General features: G+C 70.8%; 21 protein-coding genes. 7 read left to right on the top strand and 14 right to left on the bottom strand.

Annotation, left to right across the window (positions count from 1 at the left end):
- Position 1: 1 nt before the first annotated feature.
- From J8M51_RS19195 to J8M51_RS19205, 3 genes are read right to left on the bottom strand one after another with little or no spacing between them, the layout of a single operon-like run.
- Positions 2–763: an amino acid ABC transporter ATP-binding protein gene (locus tag J8M51_RS19195; protein WP_086757336.1), complete on the bottom strand. Its 762-nt coding sequence runs from the start codon at positions 761–763 to the stop codon at positions 2–4.
- Positions 760–1,701 (bottom strand): amino acid ABC transporter permease, encoded by a 942-nt coding sequence (locus J8M51_RS19200; RefSeq protein ID WP_086757337.1) that lies wholly within the window; start codon positions 1,699–1,701, stop codon positions 760–762. The genes J8M51_RS19195 and J8M51_RS19200 overlap by 4 nt, the downstream gene beginning before the upstream one ends.
- Positions 1,702–1,751: 50 nt before the next feature.
- Positions 1,752–2,717: an ABC transporter substrate-binding protein gene (locus J8M51_RS19205; RefSeq protein WP_086757339.1), complete on the bottom strand. Its 966-nt coding sequence runs from the start codon at positions 2,715–2,717 to the stop codon at positions 1,752–1,754.
- 611 nt (positions 2,718–3,328) lie between these two features.
- Here J8M51_RS19205 and J8M51_RS19210 point away from each other — a divergent pair.
- The 4 genes from J8M51_RS19210 (at position 3,329) to J8M51_RS19225 (ending at position 6,755) form a co-directional block, all read left to right on the top strand.
- Positions 3,329–4,570, top strand: a complete 1,242-nt coding sequence (locus J8M51_RS19210; protein WP_086757341.1) for an NAD(P)-dependent malic enzyme — start codon at positions 3,329–3,331, stop codon at positions 4,568–4,570.
- A 312-nt stretch (positions 4,571–4,882) separates the two neighbouring features.
- Positions 4,883–5,848: a zinc-binding dehydrogenase gene (locus J8M51_RS19215; protein ID WP_267299330.1), complete on the top strand. Its 966-nt coding sequence runs from the start codon at positions 4,883–4,885 to the stop codon at positions 5,846–5,848.
- 116 nt (positions 5,849–5,964) lie between these two features.
- Complete coding sequence (locus tag J8M51_RS19220; protein WP_033525401.1) at positions 5,965–6,174, top strand: helix-turn-helix domain-containing protein; 210 nt, start codon at positions 5,965–5,967, stop codon at positions 6,172–6,174.
- On the top strand, positions 6,174–6,755 hold the full coding sequence (locus tag J8M51_RS19225; RefSeq protein ID WP_267299331.1) for a Clp protease N-terminal domain-containing protein: 582 nt from the start codon (positions 6,174–6,176) through the stop codon (positions 6,753–6,755). Before J8M51_RS19220 ends, J8M51_RS19225 begins: the two co-directional genes overlap by 1 nt.
- A gap of 161 nt (positions 6,756–6,916) precedes the next feature.
- On the opposite strand, the gene J8M51_RS19230 is transcribed toward J8M51_RS19225, so the two are convergent.
- Together J8M51_RS19230 and J8M51_RS19235 are read right to left on the bottom strand one after the other, a co-directional pair.
- Complete coding sequence (locus J8M51_RS19230; protein WP_086759274.1) at positions 6,917–7,990, bottom strand: PadR family transcriptional regulator; 1,074 nt, start codon at positions 7,988–7,990, stop codon at positions 6,917–6,919.
- A gap of 1 nt (position 7,991) precedes the next feature.
- Positions 7,992–9,095, bottom strand: a complete 1,104-nt coding sequence (locus J8M51_RS19235; RefSeq protein ID WP_086759272.1) for a DUF4097 family beta strand repeat-containing protein — start codon at positions 9,093–9,095, stop codon at positions 7,992–7,994.
- A 141-nt stretch (positions 9,096–9,236) separates the two neighbouring features.
- Between J8M51_RS19235 and J8M51_RS19240 the strand changes: the two genes are divergently transcribed.
- Positions 9,237–10,088 carry a hypothetical protein gene (locus J8M51_RS19240; RefSeq protein ID WP_086759271.1) on the top strand — a complete coding sequence of 284 codons (852 nt, stop codon included), beginning with the start codon at positions 9,237–9,239 and terminating at the stop codon, positions 10,086–10,088.
- Positions 10,089–10,555: 467 nt separating this feature from the next.
- Here J8M51_RS19240 and J8M51_RS19245 read toward each other — a convergent pair whose 3' ends face one another.
- The 7 genes from J8M51_RS19245 to J8M51_RS19275 all read right to left on the bottom strand — a co-directional run bounded on the left by J8M51_RS19245 (position 10,556) and on the right by J8M51_RS19275 (position 21,027).
- Positions 10,556–10,738, bottom strand: a complete 183-nt coding sequence (locus J8M51_RS19245) for a DUF6104 family protein (RefSeq protein ID WP_003961784.1) — start codon at positions 10,736–10,738, stop codon at positions 10,556–10,558.
- Positions 10,739–10,824: 86 nt separating this feature from the next.
- On the bottom strand, positions 10,825–14,628 hold the full coding sequence (locus J8M51_RS19250) for a multifunctional oxoglutarate decarboxylase/oxoglutarate dehydrogenase thiamine pyrophosphate-binding subunit/dihydrolipoyllysine-residue succinyltransferase subunit (protein ID WP_267299332.1): 3,804 nt from the start codon (positions 14,626–14,628) through the stop codon (positions 10,825–10,827).
- Between the two features lie 413 nt (positions 14,629–15,041).
- The gene (locus J8M51_RS19255) at positions 15,042–16,196 is read right to left on the bottom strand and encodes a HAMP domain-containing sensor histidine kinase (protein WP_216591534.1); all 1,155 of its coding nucleotides are present in this window, start codon (positions 16,194–16,196) and stop codon (positions 15,042–15,044) included.
- 81 nt (positions 16,197–16,277) lie between these two features.
- Positions 16,278–17,015, bottom strand: a complete 738-nt coding sequence (locus J8M51_RS19260) for a response regulator transcription factor (protein ID WP_086760898.1) — start codon at positions 17,013–17,015, stop codon at positions 16,278–16,280.
- Positions 17,016–17,146: 131 nt separating this feature from the next.
- Positions 17,147–17,821 carry a spermine/spermidine synthase domain-containing protein gene (locus tag J8M51_RS19265; RefSeq protein WP_086760901.1) on the bottom strand — a complete coding sequence of 225 codons (675 nt, stop codon included), beginning with the start codon at positions 17,819–17,821 and terminating at the stop codon, positions 17,147–17,149.
- 62 nt (positions 17,822–17,883) lie between these two features.
- On the bottom strand, positions 17,884–19,632 hold the full coding sequence (locus J8M51_RS19270) for a glycoside hydrolase family 3 protein (protein ID WP_086760903.1): 1,749 nt from the start codon (positions 19,630–19,632) through the stop codon (positions 17,884–17,886).
- Between the two features lie 30 nt (positions 19,633–19,662).
- Complete coding sequence (locus tag J8M51_RS19275) at positions 19,663–21,027, bottom strand: MFS transporter (protein ID WP_267299333.1); 1,365 nt, start codon at positions 21,025–21,027, stop codon at positions 19,663–19,665.
- Positions 21,028–21,486: 459 nt separating this feature from the next.
- On the opposite strand from J8M51_RS19275, the gene J8M51_RS19280 reads away from it, so the two are divergent.
- Both J8M51_RS19280 and J8M51_RS19285 read left to right on the top strand, forming a co-directional pair.
- Positions 21,487–22,122: a TetR/AcrR family transcriptional regulator gene (locus J8M51_RS19280; RefSeq protein WP_216591531.1), complete on the top strand. Its 636-nt coding sequence runs from the start codon at positions 21,487–21,489 to the stop codon at positions 22,120–22,122.
- Positions 22,123–22,532: 410 nt separating this feature from the next.
- Positions 22,533–23,447 carry a rhomboid-like protein gene (locus tag J8M51_RS19285; protein WP_267299334.1) on the top strand — a complete coding sequence of 305 codons (915 nt, stop codon included), beginning with the start codon at positions 22,533–22,535 and terminating at the stop codon, positions 23,445–23,447.
- Here J8M51_RS19285 and J8M51_RS19290 read toward each other — a convergent pair.
- Both J8M51_RS19290 and J8M51_RS19295 read right to left on the bottom strand, forming a co-directional pair.
- Complete coding sequence (locus J8M51_RS19290; protein WP_398856459.1) at positions 23,431–23,766, bottom strand: ATP-binding cassette domain-containing protein; 336 nt, start codon at positions 23,764–23,766, stop codon at positions 23,431–23,433. The two genes, J8M51_RS19285 and J8M51_RS19290, sit on opposite strands and share 17 nt — an antisense overlap.
- Positions 23,767–23,948: 182 nt before the next feature.
- A complete protein-coding gene (locus tag J8M51_RS19295; RefSeq protein WP_086759610.1) occupies positions 23,949–24,626 on the bottom strand; it encodes a GNAT family N-acetyltransferase in 678 nt (225 codons plus the stop codon).
- Between the last annotated feature and the right edge of the window lie 68 nt (positions 24,627–24,694).

Here is a 24,694-nt window from a genome sequence, read left to right on the forward strand (position 1 = left end):
TCTACAGCACCTTGGAGAGGAACGACTGGGTCCGCTCCTCCTGCGGGTTGGTCAGCACGTCACGGGGGTTGCCGGACTCGACCACCACACCGCCGTCCATGAAGACCAGGCTGTCGCCGACCTCGCGGGCGAAGCCCATCTCATGGGTGACGACGACCATCGTCATCCCGGACTCGGCCAGGTCGCGCATGACGTCGAGGACGTCGCCGACCAGCTCCGGGTCGAGCGCCGAGGTCGGCTCGTCGAAGAGCATCAGCTTCGGCTCCATGGCCAGCGCCCGGGCGATGGCCACCCGCTGCTGCTGGCCGCCGGAGAGCTGGGACGGGTAGTTGCCCGACTTGTCGCCGAGACCGACGCGCTCCAGCAGCTCATGGGCGCGCTCGCGGGCCTGGGTCCGGCTGACGCCCTTGACCTGGATCGGCGCCTCCATGACGTTCTCCGCGGCCGTCATGTGCGGGAACAGGTTGAAGCGCTGGAACACCATGCCGATGTCACGGCGCTTGAGGGCGACCTCGCTGTCCTTCAGCTCGTACAGCTTGTCGCCCTTCTGGCGGTAGCCGACCAGCTCGCCGTCGACGTACAGCCGTCCGGCGTTGATCTTCTCCAGGTGGTTGATGCACCGGAGGAAGGTCGACTTGCCGGAGCCGGACGGGCCGATGAGGCAGAACACCTCGCCCGTCTGGACCTCCAGATCGATGCCCTTGAGGACCTCGACGGGGCCGAACGACTTGTGGATGCCCTCGGCCTTCACCATGGCGGTCATGCCGAGACTCCCTTCGGGCGGCGCACCGGCAGCACCGCCGTCTTCAGACGCTGGATCGGTGTCGGCGGCAGGGACCGCGAGGACCCCTTCGCGTAGTGCCGCTCCAGGTAGTACTGGCCGACGCTGAAGATGCTGGTCAGGATCAGGTACCAGGCGGCGGCGAGGAACAGCATCTCCACCGTGGAGCCGGAGCCCTGGCCGATGTCCTGGGCCGCCTTGAGCAGATCCACGTACTGCACGGTCGAGACGAGCGACGTGGTCTTCAGCATGTTGATGACCTCGTTGCCCGTGGGCGGCACGATCACGCGCATCGCCTGCGGGATGACGATCCGGCGGAGCGTCTTGGAGTGGCTCATACCGAGCGCGTGCGACGCCTCGGTCTGGCCCTCGTCGACCGACAGCAGACCGGCGCGGCAGATCTCCGCCATGTACGCGGCCTCGTTGAGACCGAGGCCGAGCAGCGCCGTCAGCAACGGCGTCATGAAGGACGACCAGTAGTCCTTGTAGATCGGACCGAGGTTGATGTACTCGAAGACCAGTCCGAGGTTGAACCAGACGAAGAGCTGGACCAGGACCGGGGTGCCGCGGAAGAACCAGATGTAGAACCAGGCGACGGACGACGTCACCGGGTTCTTGGACAGCCGCATCACGGCGAGCAGGATGCCGCCGACGATGCCGATCACCATGGACAGCACGGTGAGCAGCAGGGTGTTCAGGACGCCCTCGATGATGCGGTCGTCGAAGAAGTAGTCGGGGACCGCGCCCCAGTTGATCTTCTTCGCCTGCGCGAACGCGTAGACGATCGAGCCGAGGAGGGCGAGTGCGATGGCCGCGGACACATAGCGCCCCGGGTGCCGGACCGGAACGGCCTTGAGGGCCTCCGGGCCGGCGGGGGGCGTGTCCGAGGGACCGTCCGTCTTGCTGACGTCAACAGTCACGGGTGGAGCCTTTCAGGAACGAGCAGAACCGAGCCGGGATCAGCCGGGGATCAGGTGCCACCGTTGATCTTGGCCTCGGTGATCGCGCCGTCCTCGACGCCCCACTTCTTGATGATCTTCTCGTACTCGCCGTTGTCGATGATCGCCTGCACGGCGGCCTGCAGCGCGTCCCGCAGCTCGGTGTTGTCCTTGGCGACGGCGATGCCGTACGGGCCGGCCTCGACCTGGTCGCCGACGATCTCGAAGTAGTCGCCGCCGCCCGAGGTCTTCACCGAGTACGCGGCCACCGGGTAGTCGGCGGAGACGACGTCCGCGCCCTTGGAGCGCATCCGGGTCTCGGCCTCGGGGTTGGTGGCGAAGTCCTCGATCTTGAGGGCCTTCTTCTTGTCGTCCTTGCACTTGGTCGCCTGCTCCTTGGCGAGGTCGTGCGAGAACGTGTTGCGCTGCACCGCGATCGTCTTGCCGCAGAGGTCGTCCCAGGTCTTGATGCCCTGGTCGTCGCCCTTGTTGGTGTACAGCGAGACACCCGCGGTGAAGTAGTCGACGAAGTCGACGCCGGCGCCGACCTTCTTGCCGGTGTCGGCGTCGATGCCCTCCTGGCGGTCCTTGGTGTCGGTCATGGCCGACATCGCGATGTCGTACCGCTTGGCCGCGAGGCCACCGATGAGGGTGTCGAAGGTGGCGTTCTGGAACTTGAAGTCCACGCCGAGCTGCTTGCCCATGGCGTTGGCGATGTCGATGTCGATGCCGACGACCTTGCCGGAGGAGTCCTTGTACTCCACGGGGGCGTACGCGATGTCCGAGCCGACGTTGAGCACGCCCTTGTCCCGGACGGCCGCGGGCAGCTTGTCGGCCAGCGGGGCCGCGCTGGTGGAGGCCTCGTCGGAACCGTTGTCCTTGCTCTTGGTCTGGTCACCGCAGCCGGTGAGCAGCAGGGCGCCCGCGACCGCGATCGCTCCGACCGCGGCTGTACGGGAACGCAGGCCGGTCGTACGACGGGTGGTGCTTGCGGTCATGGTGGGTTCCTCCGGCGGGGGTGGTGTGGAGTTGCCGACAGGTCGACGATTAACACGCGTCTTCGAGTGTGGCGACCTCGTGTGATTACGGCATCTTGCCATTCGGGCATGTGCAATCAGATGACCAGCCATGTCAAAATCGGATAACGGGTCACCCCCCGAATGACTCATGAACCGCCGTGGACCAGGTGATCACGCCGGATGCTGTGCGGGAATCCCGCCTTCCGGCCGGAAGATCTTCGGCGCATCTCAGGATGCGGTCGGCCGCGAACTCCGCGCACGTGGCCGTACGGGACTTGTCGCCCCATACCCCGACTTGTCCGGCCATCCGTCGAAGAGTCGAACCATCCATGATCGTCTTCAAATGACCTTCGAGTTGTGACCTTCGAGGTATGAAGACGTATGGACTCGTCCTCGGCGCCGTCCGTCCGGTAAGAAGGTTCCTTACACCCCTCATCCGGGGCCCAGGGCGCGTGTGCGGCGCGCCCGTCGCGTCTGAGCCCTCAGGCGTCGCCGTACGTATCGGTTGACCTGGGCCTTACGCGGTGCCCGCCCGCTCCCGAACCGGAAGCGGTCACCCTCAAACCATGAAGACCTAAGGGGTACACAAAGTGGCAGCGGAGATTGTCAATCCTCGCACCGACAGCGGCGACGGCAGTACGGGTCAGGAAGGCGGCGGGGAGCCCCTCAATTCCCTGGACTCCTTCGACCCCGCCTTCGCCCTGCACCGCGGCGGCAAGATGGCCGTGCAGGCCACCGTGCCGATCCGGGACAAGGACGACCTGTCCCTCGCCTACACGCCCGGCGTCGCGCGGGTGTGCACCGCGATCGCCGAGCAGCCCGACCTGGTCAACGACTACACGTGGAAGTCGTCGGTCGTCGCCGTCGTGACGGACGGTACGGCGGTCCTGGGGCTCGGTGACATCGGCCCCGAGGCCTCGCTCCCCGTCATGGAGGGCAAGGCGATCCTCTTCAAGCAGTTCGGCGGCGTCGACGCGGTGCCGATCGCGCTCGCCTGCACGGACGTCGACGAGATCATCGAGACCGTGGTCCGCCTCGCGCCCTCCTTCGGCGGCGTGAACCTGGAGGACATCTCCGCGCCCCGCTGCTTCGAGATCGAGAAGCGGCTGCAGGACGCGCTCGACATCCCGGTCTTCCACGACGACCAGCACGGTACGGCGGTCGTGACGCTGGCGGCGCTGCGGAACGCCGCGCGGCTGACCGGGCGGGGGCTGGGCGATCTGCGCGCGGTGATCTCCGGTGCCGGTGCGGCGGGTGTCGCCATCGCCAAGATGCTGCTGGAGGCCGGGCTCGGCGATGTCGCCGTCGCCGACCGCAAGGGCATCGTCTCGGTGGACCGTGAGGACCTCACGCCGGTCAAGCGGGAGCTGGCCGAGCTGACCAACCGGGCCGGGCTGACGGGGTCCCTGGAGGACGCGCTCGTGGGCGCGGACGTCTTCATCGGTGTCTCCGGCGGTACGGTGCCGGAGGAGGCGGTGGCCTCCATGGCCGAGAACGCGTTCGTGTTCGCCATGGCCAACCCGAACCCCGAGGTGCACCCGGATGTCGCCCACAAGTACGCGGCGGTCGTCGCGACCGGGCGGTCGGACTACCCGAACCAGATCAACAACGTGCTGGCGTTCCCCGGGATCTTCGCGGGGGCGCTTCAGGTGCGGGCCTCTCGGATCACCGAGGGGATGAAGATCGCGGCGGCGGAGGCGCTGGCGGCGGTCGTCGGGGACGATCTGGCTGCGGACTATGTCATTCCGTCGCCGTTCGACGAGCGGGTCGCTCCGGCTGTGACCGCGGCGGTGGCTGCGGCGGCTCGGGCGGAGGGTGTGGCCCGGCGTTGAGTGCGGGGGGTGGTGCGGGGTGGGTTTTTCGCCCCCGCCGCCCCTACCCGTCCCATCCCTTCAAGGGGCTGCGCCCCTTTGACCCCCAGGCGTCCGTCCGGTGGGGGTTCTCGCGCAGTTCCCCGCGCCCCTGAAAGGGGCCTGCGGCCCTTTCGGGGCGAAGAGCATGGGGCGCGGGGAACTGCGCGAGCGCCCACGACGTACCCGCACCCGCCCGCGAACCCCGCACCCCCGAGCTGTTGGGCGGGACGGGACGCGTGTCACAGCGGTGGTCGGTTCCATCGGTCCCGGCGTCCCCCTATGGTCAGGCGCATGTTCGCTGCCTATGCCGCCCGCATCGACCGTGACCGACCGCTCGACGGACTGGAGTTGGGCGACCGCCCGGCCCCGGAGCCGAGGCCCGGGTGGACCACCGTCAAGGTGAGGGCCGCCTCGCTGAACCACCACGACCTCTGGTCCCTGCGCGGCGTCGGCCTCGCGGAGGACAAGCTGCCGATGATCCTCGGCTGTGACGCCGCCGGCGTCGACGAGGACGGCAACGAGGTCGTCCTGCACTCGGTGATCGGCCAGACCGGCCACGGCGTCGGTCCGAAAGAGCCCCGCTCGATCCTCACCGAGCGCTACCAGGGCACCTTCGCCGAACTCGTCTCCGTCCCCACCTGGAACGTCCTCCCCAAGCCCGCGGAACTCTCCTTCGCGGAGGCCGCCTGTCTGCCCACCGCCTGGCTCACGGCCTACCGCATGCTCTTCACCAACGCCGGTGTGCGCCCCGGGGACTCCGTCCTCGTCCAGGGCGCCGGCGGCGGTGTCGCCACCGCCGCGATCGTGCTGGGCAAGGCGGCCGGCCTGCGGGTCTTCGCCACCAGCCGCGACGAGGCCAAGCGCAAGCGGGCCGTGGAACTGGGCGCGGTGGAGGCGCTGGAGCCGGGGGCACGGCTGCCGCAGCGCGTGGACGCGGTCATCGAGACCGTCGGCGCCGCCACCTGGTCCCACTCGGTGAAGTCGCTGCGGCCCGGCGGCAGCCTCGTCATCTCGGGCGCCACCAGCGGCGACCGCCCCTCCCACGCCGAACTGACCCGCATCTTCTTCCTCGAACTCAAGGTCGTCGGCTCGACCATGGGCACCAAGGACGAGCTGGAGGATCTTCTCTCCTTCTGCGCCGCGACCGGTGTCCGTCCCGTCATCGACGAGGTACTGCCCCTCGACCGCGCCCGCGAGGGCTTCGAACGCCTCGCGGCCGGCGACCAGTTCGGCAAGATCGTGCTCACCAGCCCCTGACGGGTTTCGCTCTCTCGCTCTCTCGCCATGACGACGGCCGGCCCGGACCTCCGGGCCGGCCGTCGTCATGTCAACCAGAGTTGACGTGGTCGCCCGCGTCAACGTAGGTTGACATCATGACCGAAGCAACGGATCTCGCCGAGCGCGCGGGCGATCGCGACCCCCGGATCGGACTGCGGGCCGTCGCCGCGCTGCGGAGGCTGCTGGAGCAGCTGGAGTCGGTGCAGGTGCGCAGTGCGCGCAATCAGGGCTGGTCGTGGCAGGAGATCGCCGCGGAACTCGGCGTCAGCAGGCAGGCCGTGCACAAGAAGTACGGGAGGCATTGATGTTCGAACGGTTTACGAAGGACGCCCGCGCCGTGGTTGTGGGAGCGGTGGACCACGCCGAGCGCGCCCATGCCGGGGAGGTCACCGAGGAGCATCTCCTGCTCTCCCTGCTGGACCGCGAGGCCGGCCGCGCGTCGTTCGCCCTGGCCGCGCTGGGGCTCGCCGAGACGGATCGCCGGACCTCCGTGCGGCGGGGTCTCGCCGAGGCACGCCGCCGGGGTGGCCTCTCCCGCGCCGACATGGACGCCCTCTCGGGCCTCGGTATCGACCTCTCCGAGATCGTCTCCCGCGTCGAAGAGGCCCACGGGGCGGGGGTGTTGGAGCCGGGCGGGTCCCGTGGGCGGAGTGGCTGGGGGCGTCTCTCCGGTCACCGGCCCTTCACCCGTGACGCCAAGGATGTACTCACCCGCTCCCTCCGCACCGCCCACGCCCACCGCGACCGTCACATCGGCGACGAGCATCTTCTGCTCGCCCTCACCATCCGCCCCGGTGTCCCGGCCGAGGTTCTCGCCGACCACGGGGTGACGTACGAGGCGCTGGAGCGGGTTCTTTATGGCGTGGGGGAGGCCAAGGCGGGGTGACTTGGGAGAACCTGCGTCTGCTTGGGGCGGGTTGGGGGTGGGGGTGATGTGCGTTGCGGGGTGTTCGTTCGTCGTGGCTTGTCGCGCAGTTCCTCGCGCCCCTCTGGGGCAGGGGTAGGGGCTGCGCCCCTTGCCGCCTGCCCCCGGAGGGCGCAGCCCCTCTATCCCTTTGGTGTTCGCAGGGTCACCCCGATGTGCGCCGCCGCCGTCGACAGATGGCGGCGGGCGTCTCGGAGTTGGTCCTCGGTCACGCCGTGGTCGCGGGCCGCGTCGCGGATGTCGTCGCGGAAGCGGTCCAGGAGGCGGTCGAGGTCGCGGGCCGGGTCGCCCGTGGGGGTCTCGTGCGCCCAGGCGGGTTCGTAGGCGGCGGGGAACTCCTCGGGGGTGGTCGAGTACTCGGGCTCCCCCGAGCCGGTGTGTGTTCCGGCCCTGTCCCTACCCGCGCCCGGCCGCCCGAAGCCGAAGTCCTTGCCGAACTCCTTCCCGAAGTCCTTGCCGTACTCGCCGAACTCCTTGGCCAGTTCGGTCAGGCCCTCGCGGACGCCCGTCGGCCAGTCGCCCCGGGTGAAGTGGTCCTGGACGTGGTCCTGGACCCGCTTGGCGATGCGCTGCAGCTCCTCCTGGGCCTGGGTGCGGGCGTGCTCCTGGGCCTCCTTGGCCTGGCGGCGGGCGCGCTGGGCCTCCTCGCGGGCGCGGCGGCTCTCGTCCTTGGCGCGGCGGGCCTGTTCCTTCCACTCCTGCTTGACGCGGCGCATCTCCTCCTTCGCGGCGCGCCAGGACTCGTGGTCGGCGTACGCCCCGAACTCCCCGAGCGGGCCATGCTCGCCCTCGCCTGCCCCGCCGCCCTTGCGCGCCTCGGAGGCCGCCGCCCGCATCTCGCGGCGCAGGTCGCCCGCGGCGCCCCGGACATCGGCCCGGATCTCGGCGGCCAGCTCCGCCACCGACTCGCGGATCTCCAGCTCCAGATCGGCCAGCTCACCGCTGCGGTCGGCCAGTTCGGCGCGGCCCGCGTCGGTGATCGCGTACACCTTGCGGCCGCCCTCGGTGGTGTGGGTGACCAGGCCCTCGGCCTCCAGCTTGGCCAGGCGGGGGTAGACGGTGCCGGCCGAGGGTGCGTACAGGCCCTGGAAGCGCTCCTCCAGCAGGCGGATCACCTCGTAACCATGGCGTGGCGCCTCGTCCAGCAGCTTCAGCAGATACAGCCGCAGGCGTCCGTGGGCGAAGACGGGAGGCATGTCAGAGCACCTTCTTGTCGATCGTGCGGTCGGCCGCGGACTCGGCCTCGGCCGGGGTGTCACTGTCGCTGTCGGTCCCGGTGGCGGTCGAGCCGTCGATCGGGGCGGTGCTCGGGATGTCACCAGGGCCGTCGGAAGGATTGTCGGTCATGGTCCCGGGGCGGGCGGTGGGCGCGGGGGTCGGCGGAGCGCCTGGCGGGGCCTCGGGCGCACGCTCCGTCGCGCTCCCGCTCCTGCTCCCGCTCTTGCTCGCGCCTGGCGGCTCGCCCGCCTCCCCGTCCCACGACGGTGTGTCCTCCGCCGGGGGCCTGCGGAGGAGGGCGATGGAGCCGGAGACGGTGGTGGCCTTGAGGCGGCCGTTGCCCGTGCCGAGGCGGCCGGTGACCTTGTGGGCGCCCCAGGGGCCGCTGACGCGGAGGTCCTCGAAGGCGTTGGAGATGGTGCCGCCGGCGGTCTGGGCCTCGACCTCGGCGTCGGTCGGGTGGGGGAGGCGCAGGGCGATCTCGCCGGAGACGCTGGTGAGGCCGATGTCGGTGGGGCCGCCCGTCGGGTCGAGGTCGAGGATGATGGAGCCGCTCACCGAGTCGGCCTTCACGGTGGGGCAGGAGCCCTCCACGACGGTCAGGTCGCCGGAGACGGAGCTGAGCCGGAGGTCGCCCGTGAGGGCCTGTGCCTCCACATTGCCCGAGACCGTGGTGGCGCGCACCGGGCCCGACAGGCCGACCAGGGTGGTGTCTCCCGAGATGCCCTTCACCTCCGTACGCCCGCCCAGTCCGGACACGACGGCCGTGGCGCCGACCACGCCCACCTCGACACGGGTGCCCGTCGGGACGGCGAGGGACACCAGGACGCTGCGCCGCCAGCCCTTGCGGTCGAGCCACTTCAGGAAGCCCTTCCAGGGCAGATCGTCGTAGGCCACGGTCAGGGTGCCGTCCTTCTGGGTCACCGTCAGGGGCGGGCCCTCGACGTCCGACACCTCCAGACGGGCGGCAGCCTCGTCGGTGCCCACCACGTTCACCGTGCCGTTGACGACCCGCACGTGCAGTGCCGTCACCGGTTCGTCGAACGTGAGCTTCCGCGGCTCGGCGACGGACCACTCGGACATGTGCCGACCTCCTCCATACCCGCAATACGCGCAATATCGCGTCTTCCGTATTCACGATATATCGCGGTCACGGAAAGTCAATACACCCGTTCTGGTGATTCCGTAGGGAAATATGCGGGCAAATCGCCCTAGCGTGGGGGCATGTCGACGGAACGCTCCCAGGGATCCCGTGCCCCGCGGCCCACGCCCGCCCCCGGCGCGCTGCTGCTCTGCCGGGCGGACCCGGACTCCGTCGCCCCTGTCGCGCAACTGCTCCGGGAACGCATGCTGCTCACCTCGGCCGGCCGGGAGTGGACCGCGCTCGTGCCCGAGGGAAAGCCGTGGCTGCTGGGCGGCGAGCCCGTCGACCGGGTCCTCACCGGCTGGGCGACCGCCCTGGCCGTCGGCGTCCCCTGGCCCGTGCTCGCCCTCTGGTGGGACGCCGACCGCGGGGGCTACACCCTCGCCGCGGGCTTCCGCCGCACCGTCGGCTACGTCTGGCTGGCGAACGGCACCCCGGTCGGCGAGGACGAGGCGATGCGCACCTTCGCCGCCCGGCTCGGCCTGGACCCGGTCCTCGACACCCAGTCCCTGGACGACCTCACGCGACCCGACCCGGCGGCGGATGTCCGCTCCCGGCTGCTGGGCCTCCTCGCCGTCCTCACCCGAGCCGGAGTGACCCTCCCCGCCGGGCTCACCCCGGGGGAGCCCGCGGACCGCCTCCGGGAGGTGGCCCGCGTCCAGCCCGGCGTGCAGCGCATCGAGTGGACCGGCTGGCGCGGGGCGGTCCGCACGGAACTCGACGCCCTCGAACGCGGACGTCTCGGCCCCTGGCTCCCCTGGGCCGGCACCCCCAGGGCCCGTGCCCTGGCCACCGCCCAGCTCGTCGCGGGCCTGCCCGTCACCGCCTGGGGCCTGTACCGCCGCAGCCCCGGCTGGCTCGCCGCGGGCGGCCTGCTGGTCGCGCACGGCGCCCTCGGCCTGCTCTACGACCTGGCCCACCCGCGCGACTGACCGCCGGGCTCCGCCGCGACGGCGGCACCGAGATCCGTGCCTCGGCGCAGGTCCGGCCGGAGGGCCGGGCACGGGACGGAAGCCAGGGGCCCGTGGACGGAAGTCGTGCGCCCGTGGACGAAAGGCGGATGTCCGGCAGTCGGCGATTTCCCTACGGTCGACGGACCGATGACGACCCGGCCTCCCGACCGCCACGCAGAGGACCCTCATGCCCGCATCGTCCAAGCCTGCCGCACCGCCGCGGCCCCGGCACCGCTGGGCGGCCGTGGCCGGCCTGCTGGTACCTCGGTGAACTCATCGATCAGTACGACGCGGAGGGCGTGCACGGCTGCTCGGCAAGGCCGGGTTCGGGGTCGTGGCGGTGACCGGCGACGGCGCGTACAGACCCAAGGAGGCCTTCCGCGAGGTCGCGCGGCGCTACGGCGGCGGCCCGGACGTAGCGCGATGACCGAGCGAGGCGGAGCCGGCTACTCGTCCTCGTCCTCGTCGTCCAGCCGCGCCAGCCAGGTCGCCAGCCGCTCCACCGGAACCTCGAAGTCCGGGTTCAGATCCACGAACGTCCGCAGCTGCTCGGCCAGCCACTCGAAGGTGACCTCCTCCTCGCCACGCCGCTTCTCCAGTTCCTCGATGCCACGGTCCGTGAAGTACATGGGTCAAGGATAAGTGCGCGGAAACGGCCGGGCCGCACCCCCTGGAGAGGGGATGCGGCCCGGCCGCGTACCGTCTTCGGGCGCTGTTACGCCTCGAACACCTCACGCACCAGCTGCTCCTGCTCGGCCTGGTGGCGCTTGGCCGAGCCGACCGCCGGCGAGGAGCCGTGCGGGCGGGAGATACGGCGCAGGCGCTCGCCGTGCGGGACGTCCGCGCCGACCGCGAGGTCGAGGTGGTCGATCAGGTTGAGCGCGATGAACGGCCAGGCACCCTGGTTCGCCGGCTCCTCCTGGGTCCAGAGGTACTTCTCGGCGTTCGGGTACTTGTTGACCTCCGCCTGGACCTCGGCACCCGGCAGCGGGTAGAGGCGCTCGATGCGGATGATCGCCGTGTCCGTGATGCCGCGCTTCTGACGCTCGGCCTCCAGGTCGTAGTAGACCTTGCCGGCGCAGAAGACGACCTTCTTGACCGCGTTCGGGTCGACCGAGCTGTCGCCGATGACCGGGCGGAACTCACCGCTCGTGAACTCCTCCGCCTTCGACGCGGCGGCCTTCAGGCGCAGCATCGACTTCGGGGTGAAGACGACCAGCGGCTTGTGGTGCGGGTTGTGCACCTGCCACCGCAGGAGGTGGAAGTAGTTCGACGGCGAGGTCGGCATCGCGACCGTCATGTTGTTCTGCGCGCACATCTGCAGGAAGCGCTCCGGGCGGGCGGACGAGTGGTCCGGGCCCTGGCCCTCGTAGCCGTGCGGGAGGAGCAGGGTGACGCCGGAGGTCTGGCTCCACTTCTGCTCCGCCGACGAGATGAACTCGTCCACGACCGTCTGGGCGCCGTTGACGAAGTCGCCGAACTGGGCCTCCCACAGCACCAGGGACTCGGGACGGGCCAGCGAGTAGCCGTACTCGAAGCCCATCGCCGCGTACTCGGAGAGCAGGGAGTTGTAGACGTTCAGCCGCGCCTGGTCCTCGGAGAGGTACATCAGCGGCGTGAACTCCTCGCCCGTCTCACGGTCGATGATCACCGCGTGACGCTGGCCGAAGGTGCCGCGCTGCGAGTCCTGACCGGCGAGGCGGACCGGGGTGCCCTCCAGCAGGAGGGAGCCGATCGCGAGGGTCTCGCCCATGCCCCAGTCGATGGTGCCGTCCTCGACCATGCCCGCCCGGCGCTGCAGCTGCGGCAGCAGACGGGGGTGGGCGGTGATGTGGTCCGGGACGTTGACCTGGGACTCGGCGATGCGCTTGACGGTCTCCGCGGTGATCGCGGTGTTCACCGCGACCGGGAAGCCGTCCTGCGGGGCCTCGGCGTCGGCGGCCGTCGCCGGCTGCGCGATGGCCTCGCGGACCTCCGTGAAGACCTTCTCCAGCTGGCCCTGGAAGTCCTGCAGCGCCTGCTCGGCCTCTTCCAGGGTGATGTCGCCGCGACCGATGAGGGACTCGGTGTAGAGCTTGCGCACCGAGCGCTTCTTGTCGATCAGGTCGTACATCAGCGGCTGGGTGAAGGCCGGGTTGTCCGACTCGTTGTGACCGCGGCGGCGGTAGCAGATGAGGTCGATCACCACGTCCTTGTTGAACGCCTGGCGGAACTCGAAGGCCAGCCGCGCGATGCGGACGACGGCCTCGGGGTCGTCGCCGTTCACATGGAAGATCGGGGCCTCGATCATGCGGGCCACGTCGGTGGCGTACATCGAGGAACGCGACGACTCGGGAGCCGCCGTGAAGCCGACCTGGTTGTTGATGACGATGTGGACCGTGCCGCCGGTGCGGTAACCCCGCAGCTGCGACATGTTCAGGGTCTCGGCCACCACGCCCTGGCCCGCGAAGGCCGCGTCGCCGTGCAGGGCCACCGGCAGGACGGTGAAGTCCGTGCCGCCCTTGTTGATGATGTCCTGCTTGGCGCGCGCGACGCCCTCCAGGACCGGGTCGACCGCCTCCAGGTGCGAGGGGTTCGCGACCAGGCTGACCTTGATCTGCTCGCCGTCGAGGCCGGTGAAGGTGCCCTCGGCGCCCAGGTGGTACTTCACGTCGCCGGAGCCGTGCATCGACTTCGGGTCGAGGTTGCCCTCGAACTCGCGGAAGATCTGCGCGTACGACTTGCCGACGATGTTGGCGAGGACGTTCAGCCGGCCGCGGTGGGCCATGCCGATGACGACCTCGTCGAGACGGGACTCCGCCGCCGAGTCGATGACCGCGTCGAGCAGCGGGATGACGGACTCGCCGCCCTCCAGGCTGAAGCGCTTCTGGCCGACGTACTTCGTCTGCAGGAAGGTCTCGAAGGCCTCCGCCGCGTTCAGCCGGCGCAGGATCCGCAGCTGCTCCTCGCGCTCCGGCTTGCTGTGCGGGCGCTCGATGCGGTCCTGGATCCAGCGGCGCTGCTTCGGGTCCTGGATGTGCATGAACTCGACGCCGGTGGTGCGGCAGTACGAGTCGCGCAGGACGCCGAGGATGTCGCGGAGCTTCATCAGGGACTTGCCGGAGAAGCCGCCGACGGCGAACTCGCGCTCCAGGTCCCACAGGGTGAGCCCGTGCTCGGTGATGTCCAGGTCGGGGTGCTTGCGCTGGCGGTACTCCAGCGGGTCGGTGTCGGCCATGACATGGCCGCGGACCCGGTAGGAGTGGATCAGCTCGAAGACCCGTGCGGCCTTGGTGACGTCGTCGTCGTGGCTGGCGTCGATGTCCTTGAGCCAGCGGACCGGCTCGTAGGGGATGCGCAGGGCCTCGAAGATGTCGTCGTAGAACCCGCCCTCGCCGAGCAGGTAGTTGGCGACGATCCGCAGGAACTCGCCCGAGGCGGCGCCCTGGATGACCCGGTGGTCGTACGTCGAGGTCAGCGTCATGACCTTCGAGATGCCCAGCTTGTTCAGGGTGTCCTGGGAGGTGCCCTGGAACTCGGCCGGGTAGTCCATGGAGCCGACGCCCATGATGACCGACTGACCGGGCATCAGACGCGGGACCGAGTGGACGGTGCCGAGGCCGCCGGGGTTGGTCAGGGAGACCGTGACACCGGTGAAGTCGTCCATCGTCAGCTTGCCGTCGCGGGCGCGGCGGACGATGTCCTCGTAGGCCTGCCAGAACTCGAAGAAGTTCAGCGTCTCGGCCTTCTTGATGCCCGCGACGACCAGCTGGCGGTCGCCGTTGGGCTTCACCAGGTCGATGGCGAGGCCGAAGTTGACGTGCGGCGGCTTGACGAGGGTGGGCTTCCCGTCCTTCTCCGCGTAGTGCCAGTTCATCGACGGCATCGTCTTGATGGCCTGCACCATCGCGTAGCCGATCAGGTGCGTGAAGGAGATCTTCCCGCCCCGGGCGCGCTTCAGGTGGTTGTTGATGACGATGCGGTTGTCGAACAGCAGCTTCACCGGGACCGCGCGCACGGACGTGGCCGTGGGCAGCTCCAGCGAGGCGTTCATGTTCTTCGCGACCGCGGCGGCGGGGCCGCGCAGCGTGATGAACTCCGGGCCCTCGGCGGTGGCGGCGGCGGGCGCGGCCTGCTTCGCAGGGGCGGCGGCGACCGGCTTGGCCGGTGCCGGCGCGGCGGCCGCGGGCTTCGCGGGGGCCGGGGCCGGAGCGGCCGCGGCGGGCTTCGGCGCAGCCGGGGCGGGGGCGGCCTTGGCGGCGGGTGCGGCCTGGGCCGGGGCGGCGGGGGCCGCCGGTGTGGTGGTCGCTGCGGCCCCCGCGGCCGCAGTGCTCGCCGGAGCCGTGGCGGCAGGTGCGCCTGGCTTGTAGTCGGCGAAGAAGTCCCACCAGGCTCGGTCCACCGAGTTCGGGTCCTGGAGGTACTGCTGATAGATCTCGTCGACGAGCCACTCGTTCGGACCGAAGGCCGCAGCGGGGTTCTTACCCGCTTGGTCTGCGTCGGTCGAGATGCTCGAGTTACTGGGGGACTGTGGCGACACGGCGGCAACCGCCCTCTTCCGCTTCACAAGGTGATGGACAGCGGGAATCAAGGCTACGCCCCTGTGGCCGTGAAGGTCAGGCCGAGTCCGCTCTTCGTCGCGTAAGTCACATTGGAAAGCGTGTTTCGGGGGTGGAAATGGCGGGAAACAAGCGTGGTTCCGGTCCGGAAGGGGGGTGAGGGGTGCGGGCCGGGCATGCGTCGGGTGGGGCCTGCGGGTATGTGTACGCGGCCCTCTGCCCGAACGCACCTGATCACGCGTGTCCGGCTGGGCGGATCGGGCGTGGATCTTGTGGCTCCGGTTCGAACTTTACGTCAACTTGGCAGAGATGTAAGCCCCGGGAGAATGAGCGATATTCGGCAATGGTGGGGGGATTCAGCCAGGGGTGATGTGGGTATCCCGGGCCGGCGCTCCTAGAAGGTCGCCGTTCCCTGGGGACGTGAGGGGGCGCCGGGGAGGACGACCTGGATGCGGCAGCCCTTGGGCGACTCGGCCACGCCGATACGGCCGCCGTGGAGGTCCACCGCCCAGCGGGCGATGGCGAGGCCGAGGCCGGTGCCGCCGTCGCTGCCGGGGCCGTGGGGGGAGCTGACGGCGCCGCGGTTGAAGCGTTCGAAGACGCGGTGCCACTCGGACTCGGGGATGCCGGGGCCCTCGTCCAGGACCTCCAGTTCCAGTGACTCCGGGGCGGGACCCCGCCGGGCCTTCACCGTGACACGGCCGTGGGCCGGGCTGTGCTTGACCGCGTTGTCGATGAGGTTGGCGACGACCTGGTGGATGCGTTCCGGGTCGGCGTTGGCCGTCAGCTCCGGCGGGTGCACGTCCAGGTGGAGGTGGACGTCGGTGCGGGTGTGCTTGCCGGAGTCCGAGGCGACGCCGCCGCGCGCGGAGGCGACCATCTGGGCCTCCTTGAGGACGCCCGAGAGATACGGCCACACCTCGAAACGGCGGCGGCGCAGCGGGACCACGCCGTTGTCGAGGCGGGACAGGTCCAGCAGCGTCTCGACCAGGCGGCCCAGGCGTTCCGTCTGCTTCAGGGCGGTGCGCATCGTCTCGGGGTCGGCCTGGGTGACACCGTCGACGATGTTCTCCAGGACCGCGCGCAGGCCGGCGATGGGCGTGCGCAGCTCGTGCGAGACGTTCGCCACCAGCTCCTTGCGCTGGCGGTCCTGGGCCTCCAGCTCGTCGGCCATGAGATTGATCGTGTGGGCGAGGTCGCCCAGCTCGTCCCGCCGGTTCTCGCTGACCCGGCGGGTGTAGTCGCCGCGCGAGATGGAGCGGGCGACCGCGTTCATCTCGTCCAGGGGGGCGGTGAGTGAATGCGCCACGAACTGCGTTATCAGGAGTGTGGCGATCATCGAGAACACCGTGATGAAGCGGAGCTCCGTCTTGGTGTGCACGGCGATCATCGACAGACCGGTCGTGATCAGGACCGAGATGACGACGAGCGCGCCGAGCTTCGTCTTGATCGAGAAGGGGCGCACACCGCCGAGCGGGCCCGCGCCCTTCCGCGGCTGCGCGCCACCGGGAATCCGGTTCCGGGACCTCGGGTCACCGACTCCGCTCATCACGCCACCAGCCCCCTGTGCCTACGTACCGACGTACCTGCGCGCCCGTGTGTCCGCTGCGCACGCGGTGCGGGCACGGGGTCAGGGATTGGGGGTCTCCAGGGCGTACCCCACACCGTGCACCGTGCGGATCCGCTCCGCGCCGATCTTCCGCCGCAGCGCCTTGATGTGGCTGTCCACGGTCCGCGTCCCGGACGCGTCCGCCCAGTCCCACACCTCGGCGAGCAGCTGCTCGCGCGAGAGTACGGCACGCGGGGTGTTCGCGAGACATACCAGCAGGTCGAACTCGGTGGGCGTGAGGTGCACGTCCTCGCTGCGGACCCGGACCCGGCGCTGCGCGTGGTCGATCTCCAGCTCGCCGAGGCGCAGGATGCCCGAGCGGGGGGTGGTGGCGGCCAGCGCGGCGCGCTCCACCCGGCGGAGCAGGACGTGCACACGGGCGGCCAGCTCCCGCATGGAGAACGGCTTGGTCATGTAGTCGTCGGCGCCGACGCCGAGGCCGACCAGCATGTCCGTCTCGTCGTCCCGGGCGGTGAGCATCAGCACGGGGACGGGCCGCTGGGCCTGGACGCGCCTGCACACCTCCAGACCGTCGAAGCCGGGCAGCATGATGTCGAGGATCAGCAGGTCGGGCTGCCAGGCCTCCGCGGTGTCCACCGCGGCCGGGCCGTCGGACGCGGTCTGCACGACGAAACCCTCGGCGCGCAGGCGGGCCGCGATGGCGTCGACGATCGTCGGGTCGTCCTCGACCACGAGCACCCGGCGCTGTGCGCCCGGCGTCGCCGTGGTGTTGCTGTGGGTGGTGTGTGTCTGCTCCATCGCCCGCCCCTGTGTTGCTTTCCGGAATCCGTGGGGTGATCCCTTGACTACGCATGGCTGCGCATGACTGCGATTGACGCTTGAATGATCGGCGTCAGGCAAGCAGGGTACGGGCAGTCACCGCACCAGGGCTATCCAGGTCGGATCGCGAGGTGCACCACGTCCGGAACTCCTCGGGCAACCGGGATCTCTTCGGTACGCACCTGCTGGAACCCGGCATTCCCCAAGGTTTCCTCGAATTCCGCAGATGGCCGGGCCGACCAGACGGCAAGCACCCCACCAGGTCTCAACGCCCTTGCGCAGCTTGCCAGTCCGGCGGGCGCGTAGAGGCTGTCGTTGGCCTCGGAGACGGTCCAGTCCGGGCCGTTGTCGATGTCCAGGCAGAGCGCGTCGAACGTGGCGGATGTCTCATTGACGTACTTGACGAGATCGGCTTCGACGATCTCCGTACGGGGGTCCGCGAGTGCTTCGGCGGACACCTCGGACAGCGGTCCGGCGCGGTGCCAGTCGATGACGGAGGGTTCGCGTTCGACAACTGTGATCGGACCCCAGCGCGGATCCGCGGCGGCGTGCGCCAGCGAGAAGCCGACGCCCAGACCCCCGATGAGCACATGTGGCCGAGAACGGCCGTCCAGGGCGTCGAGGGCGGCGTCGACCAGCAGCCGTTCCGAGCGGCCGTCCGAGGTGTCCATCAGGAAGCATCCGTTGGCGATGATCTGCAGCAGTTCCCCGTGCCGCCGCAGCACCACTTCGCCGTAGGGGCCCTCGCGTCGGTCGATGACTTCGGGTTCGTCGGTGATGGGCATCCGCCCATCCTCGCGCGCCGGGGACGCGGGGGCGGCCGAATTACGTCGCGGGGCGCGGGACTTCAGAGGGTCAGGCCGTGGCCGTAGGGGAAGAGGGGGTCGGCCGTGTCGTTGGGGACGTCCGGGCGGGACGCCTCCACCGCCGCCATGGAACGCGGGAGTTCGAAGGGCAGCCGGCCCTCCGCGCGGGCCCGGCCGAAGGCCACGTCGAGCAGGGCCGCGTCCGAGGCGCCGTAGTCGGCGACGAGCGCGGCGGCCCGCGCGGCGATCTCCGGGAGCACGGCGGGCCGTTCCAGGTTGACGCAGACCAGTGTGGGCACGGCCGCCAGCAGCGCGAGGATCTCCCGCAGCCGCTCCTCGCCGAAGGCCAGCGACCCGGAGTGGAAGAACGACTCGAAGAAGCCGGGCCGCTCCTCGTACGGCGTCCGCAGCCGCAGGACGGCCACGTCCGCGTCCGCCGGATCGGCCACGACATTGCCGTACCGGGACGCCGTCTGCGCGCCCACGCCCTCGACGTACAGGTTCGGCCGGTCGGTGAGCGGGAGCAGGGAGCGGTTGGTGAGGACGGTGAGCGAGCGGCGCTGGGCGGTCTCGCCGAGGGTGGTGAACTCGGCGGCGCCCACGGTCTCCTCGGCGCGGTCCGGGTCGGCGTAGCGCCGCTCGAAGAGGCCGAGGACGAACTTCTCGCGCAGCAGCCGGCGTACGGAGGTGTCGATCCGTTCCTCGGCGATCCGGCCGGAGCGGACCAGTTCGACGATCACCTCGGGGCACTGCTCGCCGCCGAACTGGTCGGCGCCCGCGGCCAGGGCCTTGGCGGCGCGCTCGGCGACGGTGAGATGTTCGACGCCCCAGGCACGGGCCTGGTGCAGCTCGCCGCCGATGGGGGCGTCGGTGAGCAGGCCCCAGTCGGTGCAGACGACGCCGTCGAAGCCGAGGCGTTCGCGCAGCAGACCGGTGAGGACGTCCCGGTTGAAGCCGAAGCCGACCTCCTCCCAGCCGTCCACGCCGATCGGCTGTCCGTAGTACGGCATCAGCTGTGAGCAGCCGGCCTCGATCGCCGCCCGGAAGGGCGCGAGGTGGTACTCGCTCATGCCGCCGGGATAGATCTGCTCCTTGCCGTGCGGGAAGTGCGGGTCCTCACCGCCCTGTTGCGGGCCGCCGCCGGGGAAGTGCTTGACCATGGCGGCCACCGAGCGCGGGCCGAGCCGGGGCCCCTGGAGACCGCGGACGTACGCCCGGACCAGGGCGCTCGTCACCTCGGCGGACGAGCCGAAGGTGCCGGACTGACGGGACCAGCGGGGCTCGGTGGCGAGGTCGATCTGCGGGTGCAGGGCGACCCGGAAACCGACGGCGAGGTACTCGCGGCGGACCGTGTCGGCGAACCGCTCCACCAGCTCCGGTTCGCCGATCGCGGCCAGACCCAGGGGTTCGGGCCAGGCCGAGAAGGCGCCGGAGCCGAAGGAGGCGCCCGGGTGGTCGGTGAAGGCGTGGCGCGGGTCGGTGGAGAGGGTGACCGGGATGCCCAGCCGGGTGTCCGCCGCGAGCGCCTGGAGCCGGTTGACCCACTCGGCCGTCTCCCGGACCCCGTACCGGCCCACGAGGTTGAAGTGGGTCAGACGGCCGTCCGCGACCAGGTCCGTGGTGCCGTGCCGGAGGAACGGTCCGTCGCCCGTCTCGGCCAGTGACCCGTCGGGGTTCATGGTGAGCATCGCGTGGAAGAGCTGGCCCGCCTTCTCCGCGAGGGTCATCCGGGCCAGGAGGTCCTCCACGCGTTCGTCGACGGGGCGGTGCGGGTCGCGGTACGGGAGCATGCGATTCCTTGTACGAGGGCTCGGGCGGCGCTACTTGACCGAGCGGACGAACTGGACGGCGAGGGCGCCCGCGATCGAGGCGAGCGCGCCGAACAGGAACAGCGCGCTGTAGTTGGCGCCGGTGCCGCCGATGGCCAGCAGGCCCGGGGCGATGATCGGGACGAGGGACTGGGGGAGGGCGTTGCCGATGTTGAGGACGCCCATGTCCTTGGCGGACTCCTGCGGATCGGGCAGCACGGCGGCGGCCAGCGCCATGTCGACCGAGAGATAGAGCCCCTCGGCGAAGCCGAAGACGACCATGGCGAGGAGATACGTCCCGAAGGTGTGGGCGGTGGCCATCAGCGCGAGCCCGGCCGCCATCCCGAGCGAGGAGCCGAGGACGTACGGCTTGCGGCGGCCTGAGCGGTCGGAGAGCTGGCCGCCCGCGATCGAGCCGACGACGGTCGCGGCGACCATGACGAGCATGCCGACGAAGAACCTGTCGGCGACCTCGGTGCCGTCGTAGCCCATGCGGTCCATCAGGAAGTAGACGGAGTAGCTGGTCACACAGGCGGCGCCGGTGAAGACCAGGAAGCGGCCGACGAAGTTCCACATGAAGTCGGGGTGCCGGCGCGGGTTCACCCAGAAGCTGCGCAGGAACTCCTTGAGGCTGTACGGCTCGAACGCGCCGGTGCGCGCCGGGCGGTCGCGGTCCTTGACGACCACGCTCAGGAAGCCGACCGAGGCCAGGCCGATCAGCCCGGGCACGAGGAACGCGAGGAAGAGCGAGCCGCTGAAGAGCTGGGCGAGTCCCGCCCCTGCCACCAGGGACAGCGACAGCGTCATGCCGACGATGCCGGAGACCCGGGCCCGCTGCCGGTCCGGTACCAGGTCCGGTACGCACGAGGTCAGCGCGGCGAGGGTGGCGTTGATACCGAGCTGCGCCACCGCCCAGCCGAGCATCAGGGTGAGCACGCTGCCGCCGAGGGCGACGATCAGGAGACCCGCCAGACCGGTGACCATGCCGCCGAGCAGCCAGGGCCGCCGCCGGCCGAATCGGCTGGTCGTACGGTCGGACAGGGCGCCGAAGACCGGGTTGGCGAGCATCGCGAGCAGGGCGCCGACGGAGAGCACCCGGCCGAGGGCCGCGCCCCGGCTCGCCTCCGGGACGATCTGGTTCACACGCAGGGCGAGGGTGACGACGACCGGGGTGAGGACCGCGAGATAGGTGCCGAACTGGGCCAGGGCCAGACCGAGGACGAGTCGGGCGGGGGCGTTCTCGATCTGCCGGGGGAGGTCGGGGGACCCGGGGGGTCGAAGGGACTGCGGTGGCTGAGGGGACTGTGGGGGCTGAGGGGACTGCGAGGGTCGTGGGGTCGCCTTGCCGAGCGGGACGGCGTCCGGGGTGACGGCCATGGGCTCTCCTGGGGGACGAGGGCGGCTTCGCTGCCGCGCAGGCCCGTTCAGGGAAGCAGCAAAACCGAGTGGGTACTAGGTTTGCTGCAAGTGGCCACAATCACGCGGCACATGGCTTGAAAGAAGAGGTCGTTGACTCGTGTAACCGCCGGTCCGCGAGGGCGGTTCGAGGCCGTGCGACGGGGGCTGGGGCTGCCCTAGGGCCTGTCTTCAAATTCCCGCCTGCCCCGCGACGCCATGCACGCTCCCCCACTCTCGGCTTCGCTCGAGCGGGAGGTACCCCCACCGCCGCACCGGGCCCTGACCCGAGTACGTCCAGTACGCGGGTCAGGGCCCGGCACGCCAAGAGCACGCTCCCCCAGTCTCGGCTTCGCTCGACCGGGAGGTACCCCCACGACGCCGCGGGGCCGCCCTTCGGGCGACGACGGGAATTTGAAGACAGGCCCTAGGGTGGCGGACATGGTGCGAAACCGGAGGCCGCAGGGGTCCGGCACGCGTGGCTCGTACGCCGTCGGGGACGAGCGGCGCCTGCGCATTCTCGAAGCGGCCGTCGAGCACTTCGCCCAGCGGGGTTTCCACGCCTCCTCCCTGGCACGGATCGCCGACGATGTCGGCATCACCCAGGGCGGGCTGCTGCACCACTTCCGCAGCAAGGAGGATCTGCTCGTCCAGGTGCTGGAGCGCATGGACGAGTCCGACCGGGAGCGGTTCTTCTCCAAGGAGTTCGATTCGGCGGCCCAGATGTTCGCCGCGCTCGTGCGGCTCGCCGAGTACAACAGCGCGCGGCCGGGCCGCACCCGGATGTTCAACGTCCTGGCCGCCGAGGCGGGCGACCCCGGTCATCCCGCCCACACGTACTTCGTCAAGCGGTACGCCGAGGTCGTGGACACCGTGGCGGGAGTGCTGCGGCGCGGGGTGGACGCCGGTGAACTGCGGGCCGGCACGGATGTCGTGGCCGTCGCGCAGGAACTGGCGGCGGTGATGGACGGGCTGCAGATCCAGTGGGTGCTGGACCCGAAGGGGTTCGACATGGCGGGGCGGTTCCGGGCGTATACGGAGCGGGTGGCCCGGGAGATCGGGGCGGACGCGGCCTAGGGCCTGTCTTCACATTCCCGTCGTCGCCCGAAGGGCGGCCCCGCGGCGTCGTGGGGGTACCTCCCGGTCGAGCGAAGCCGAGACTGGGGGAGCGTGCTCTCGGCGTGCCGGGCCCTGACCCGCGTACTGGACGTACTCGGGTCAGGGCCCGGTGCGGCGGTGGGGGTACCTCCCGCTCGAGCGAAGCCGAGAGTGGGGGAGCGTGCATGGCGTCGCGGGGCAGGCGGGAATGTGAAGACAGGCCCTAGGGCCCTTCTGACGGATCTTCGCGGCGTCGGAGATCCACCAGAAGGGCCTAGGGGCACCGGCGGCTGTCGAGTTGCTGTGAATCGTGGCGCGGGTGGCGGGGGTCACAGACAAGGGACCGGCGAGGCGTCGAAGGTGGGGTGAACCGGAAGGAGCGCCTCACCTTGGACGCCGCCGAGACCGACGCTGTTGGGACCGACGCTGCCGAGACAGACGTCGCCGGGACCGACGCTGCCGGGACCGGCGCCTCCGGGACCGCGACCGCCGCGCGACCCTTCCTCGACGGCATCCCTCGGCAGGCGGGTGCGGTGCCGGCCGAAGTGGCGCGACGCGAGGACGAGCCCGAGGGCGAGCCCGCGGGGCTCGAAGAACGCGTGCCCGCCCCGCGCACGCGCCCCCCGCTCCCGCGCCCTTGGCGGCTGCTCCCCACGCCCACCGGTACGCCCTTCACCTTCTTCTACGCCGCCGTCCTGCTGGGCACCTCGCTGGTCGCCGCGCACGCCGATCCGGCGCTGGTGCACGCGCTGCACCAGGGCTCCAGCACGGACGTGGCGCACCTGGTCCGGACCCCGGTGCTGGTGCTGTTCGCCAGCGCGCTGTGGGTCGCGGGCGGGGTCGGATCCCCGTACGCCCTCGGTTTCGTGCTGGTGCTGACCGCGCTGGAACGCCGGGTCGGCGGGTGGCGCACGGCCGCGGTCTTCCTGCTGGGCCATGTCCTCGCCACCCTCGCGACCGAGGTCCCGGTGGGCTTCGCCGTCCTGGCGGGCCGTCTCCCCGACAGTTCCCTCCACCGTCTCGACTACGGCATCAGCTTCGGGGTGGCGGCGAGTGTGGGCGCGTTGGCGGGGCTGCTGTCGCCGTGGCTGCGGTGGCCGATCCTGCTGTGCTTCGGCGGCATGCTGGTGGACGACCTGTTCGCGTACGCGGACCCGATGACGAACTGGGGGCATCTGATGTCCCTGGCCATCGAGGTGGCGACCTGGCCGGTGGTGCGGAGTTGGCGGCGGGCGCGGCAGGCCGGGCCGGTGGGCCCCGGGGCGGGGACGGGGCGGGCTCAGGCCGTCACGACCGTCGCGTAGCCGCCGCCCGCGCCCAGCGCGTCCAGCGGGCCGTGGAGGCGAGGCGGCCGGAGCGGAGCACGGTGACGTCGTCGCACGGGTCGAGCCCGGCCGTCGGCTCGTCGAGCAGGAGCAGTGTGGGCGCATCGACGATGGCCTGCGCGATGCCCACCCGCTGTTTCATCCCGCCGGAGAGGGTACGGAGCCTGTGCCCCAGCCGGTCGCCCCGGTCGACGGCCTCCGCCGCCCTGGTGACCGCCTCCGCGATCCGCCCGCCCGGCATCGCGCGCAGCCACGCCGCGTACGCCAGGAACTCGCGGACCGTGCAGCCGCGGAGCACATCGATGGATTCACCGCGTGAGGTTGCGCAGGTGGCGGCGTCGTACCGGCGGGGAGGTGCGCCGGTGGCACGAGCGGCGCTCGTGCGCCGGTCGGGGGTGCGTGGAGGGCGCGTGAGGGGCGCGTACGGCGGTGCGCGCCGACCGGTGCTCCGGATCGGCGGCGCTGTTCCGTGCGCCCGGGTCACGGCCGCCCGTCGCCCGCCCGCCCCGTGAACCTCGCACTCGTCAGCGGCGCTTCCACCCTCCACCCCAGTGCCTCGTACAGCGCCCGCCCGTCCGGTGTGCCGGCCAGGACCCCGGTCTCCGCGCCCTGGGTGAGGGCGGAGCGGGTGAGGGTGTGGAGGACGGTGGTGGCGAGGCCGCGGCGGCGGTGGTCCGGGGACGTCTCTATCTGGTCGACGACGGCGGTCGCCCCGGTGGGGGCGATCTGGCCGCGGGCGGCGAAGGAGCCGTCGGGCGCGGCGATCATCACCCGGGTCACCCCACCGGTCGACCAGGTGCGCAGCCGGTAGCCGTCGGGGAGGGGGCGGGACGTGGCCGCGGGGGTCCCGTGCGTCCTCAGCCGGGTCGTCATCAGGCAGCCCGGCTCGGGGTCCACCCACCAGCCCTCGCCGAGCCAGGGCGTCACCCTCGACGGCTCCGCGAAGACCTTGAGCCAGACCGCGGCCCCGGTGACGGCGTCCGCGACCTTACGGACCGCCGCCTCCGTCACCTCCTCGTTCGTCGCCCCGAGGACGTGGCGGGTGACGTGGTGGGCCATGCCCATGTCGATCGTGCAGCCCCACGGCTCGGCCACCGGCGGCGCCGCACCACGCGAGACCACCCATCCGTCGACCCAGGCCCGCACGATTCCGTCCACCACGACCTCCGTGTGTGTAGGTGAGTAAGTAGGTAAGCAATCAGTCGGTAATAGGTGATGTTGGAAAG

Origin of the sequence: Streptomyces griseiscabiei (assembly GCF_020010925.1) — a bacterium.
Taxonomy (GTDB): domain Bacteria; phylum Actinomycetota; class Actinomycetes; order Streptomycetales; family Streptomycetaceae; genus Streptomyces; species Streptomyces griseiscabiei.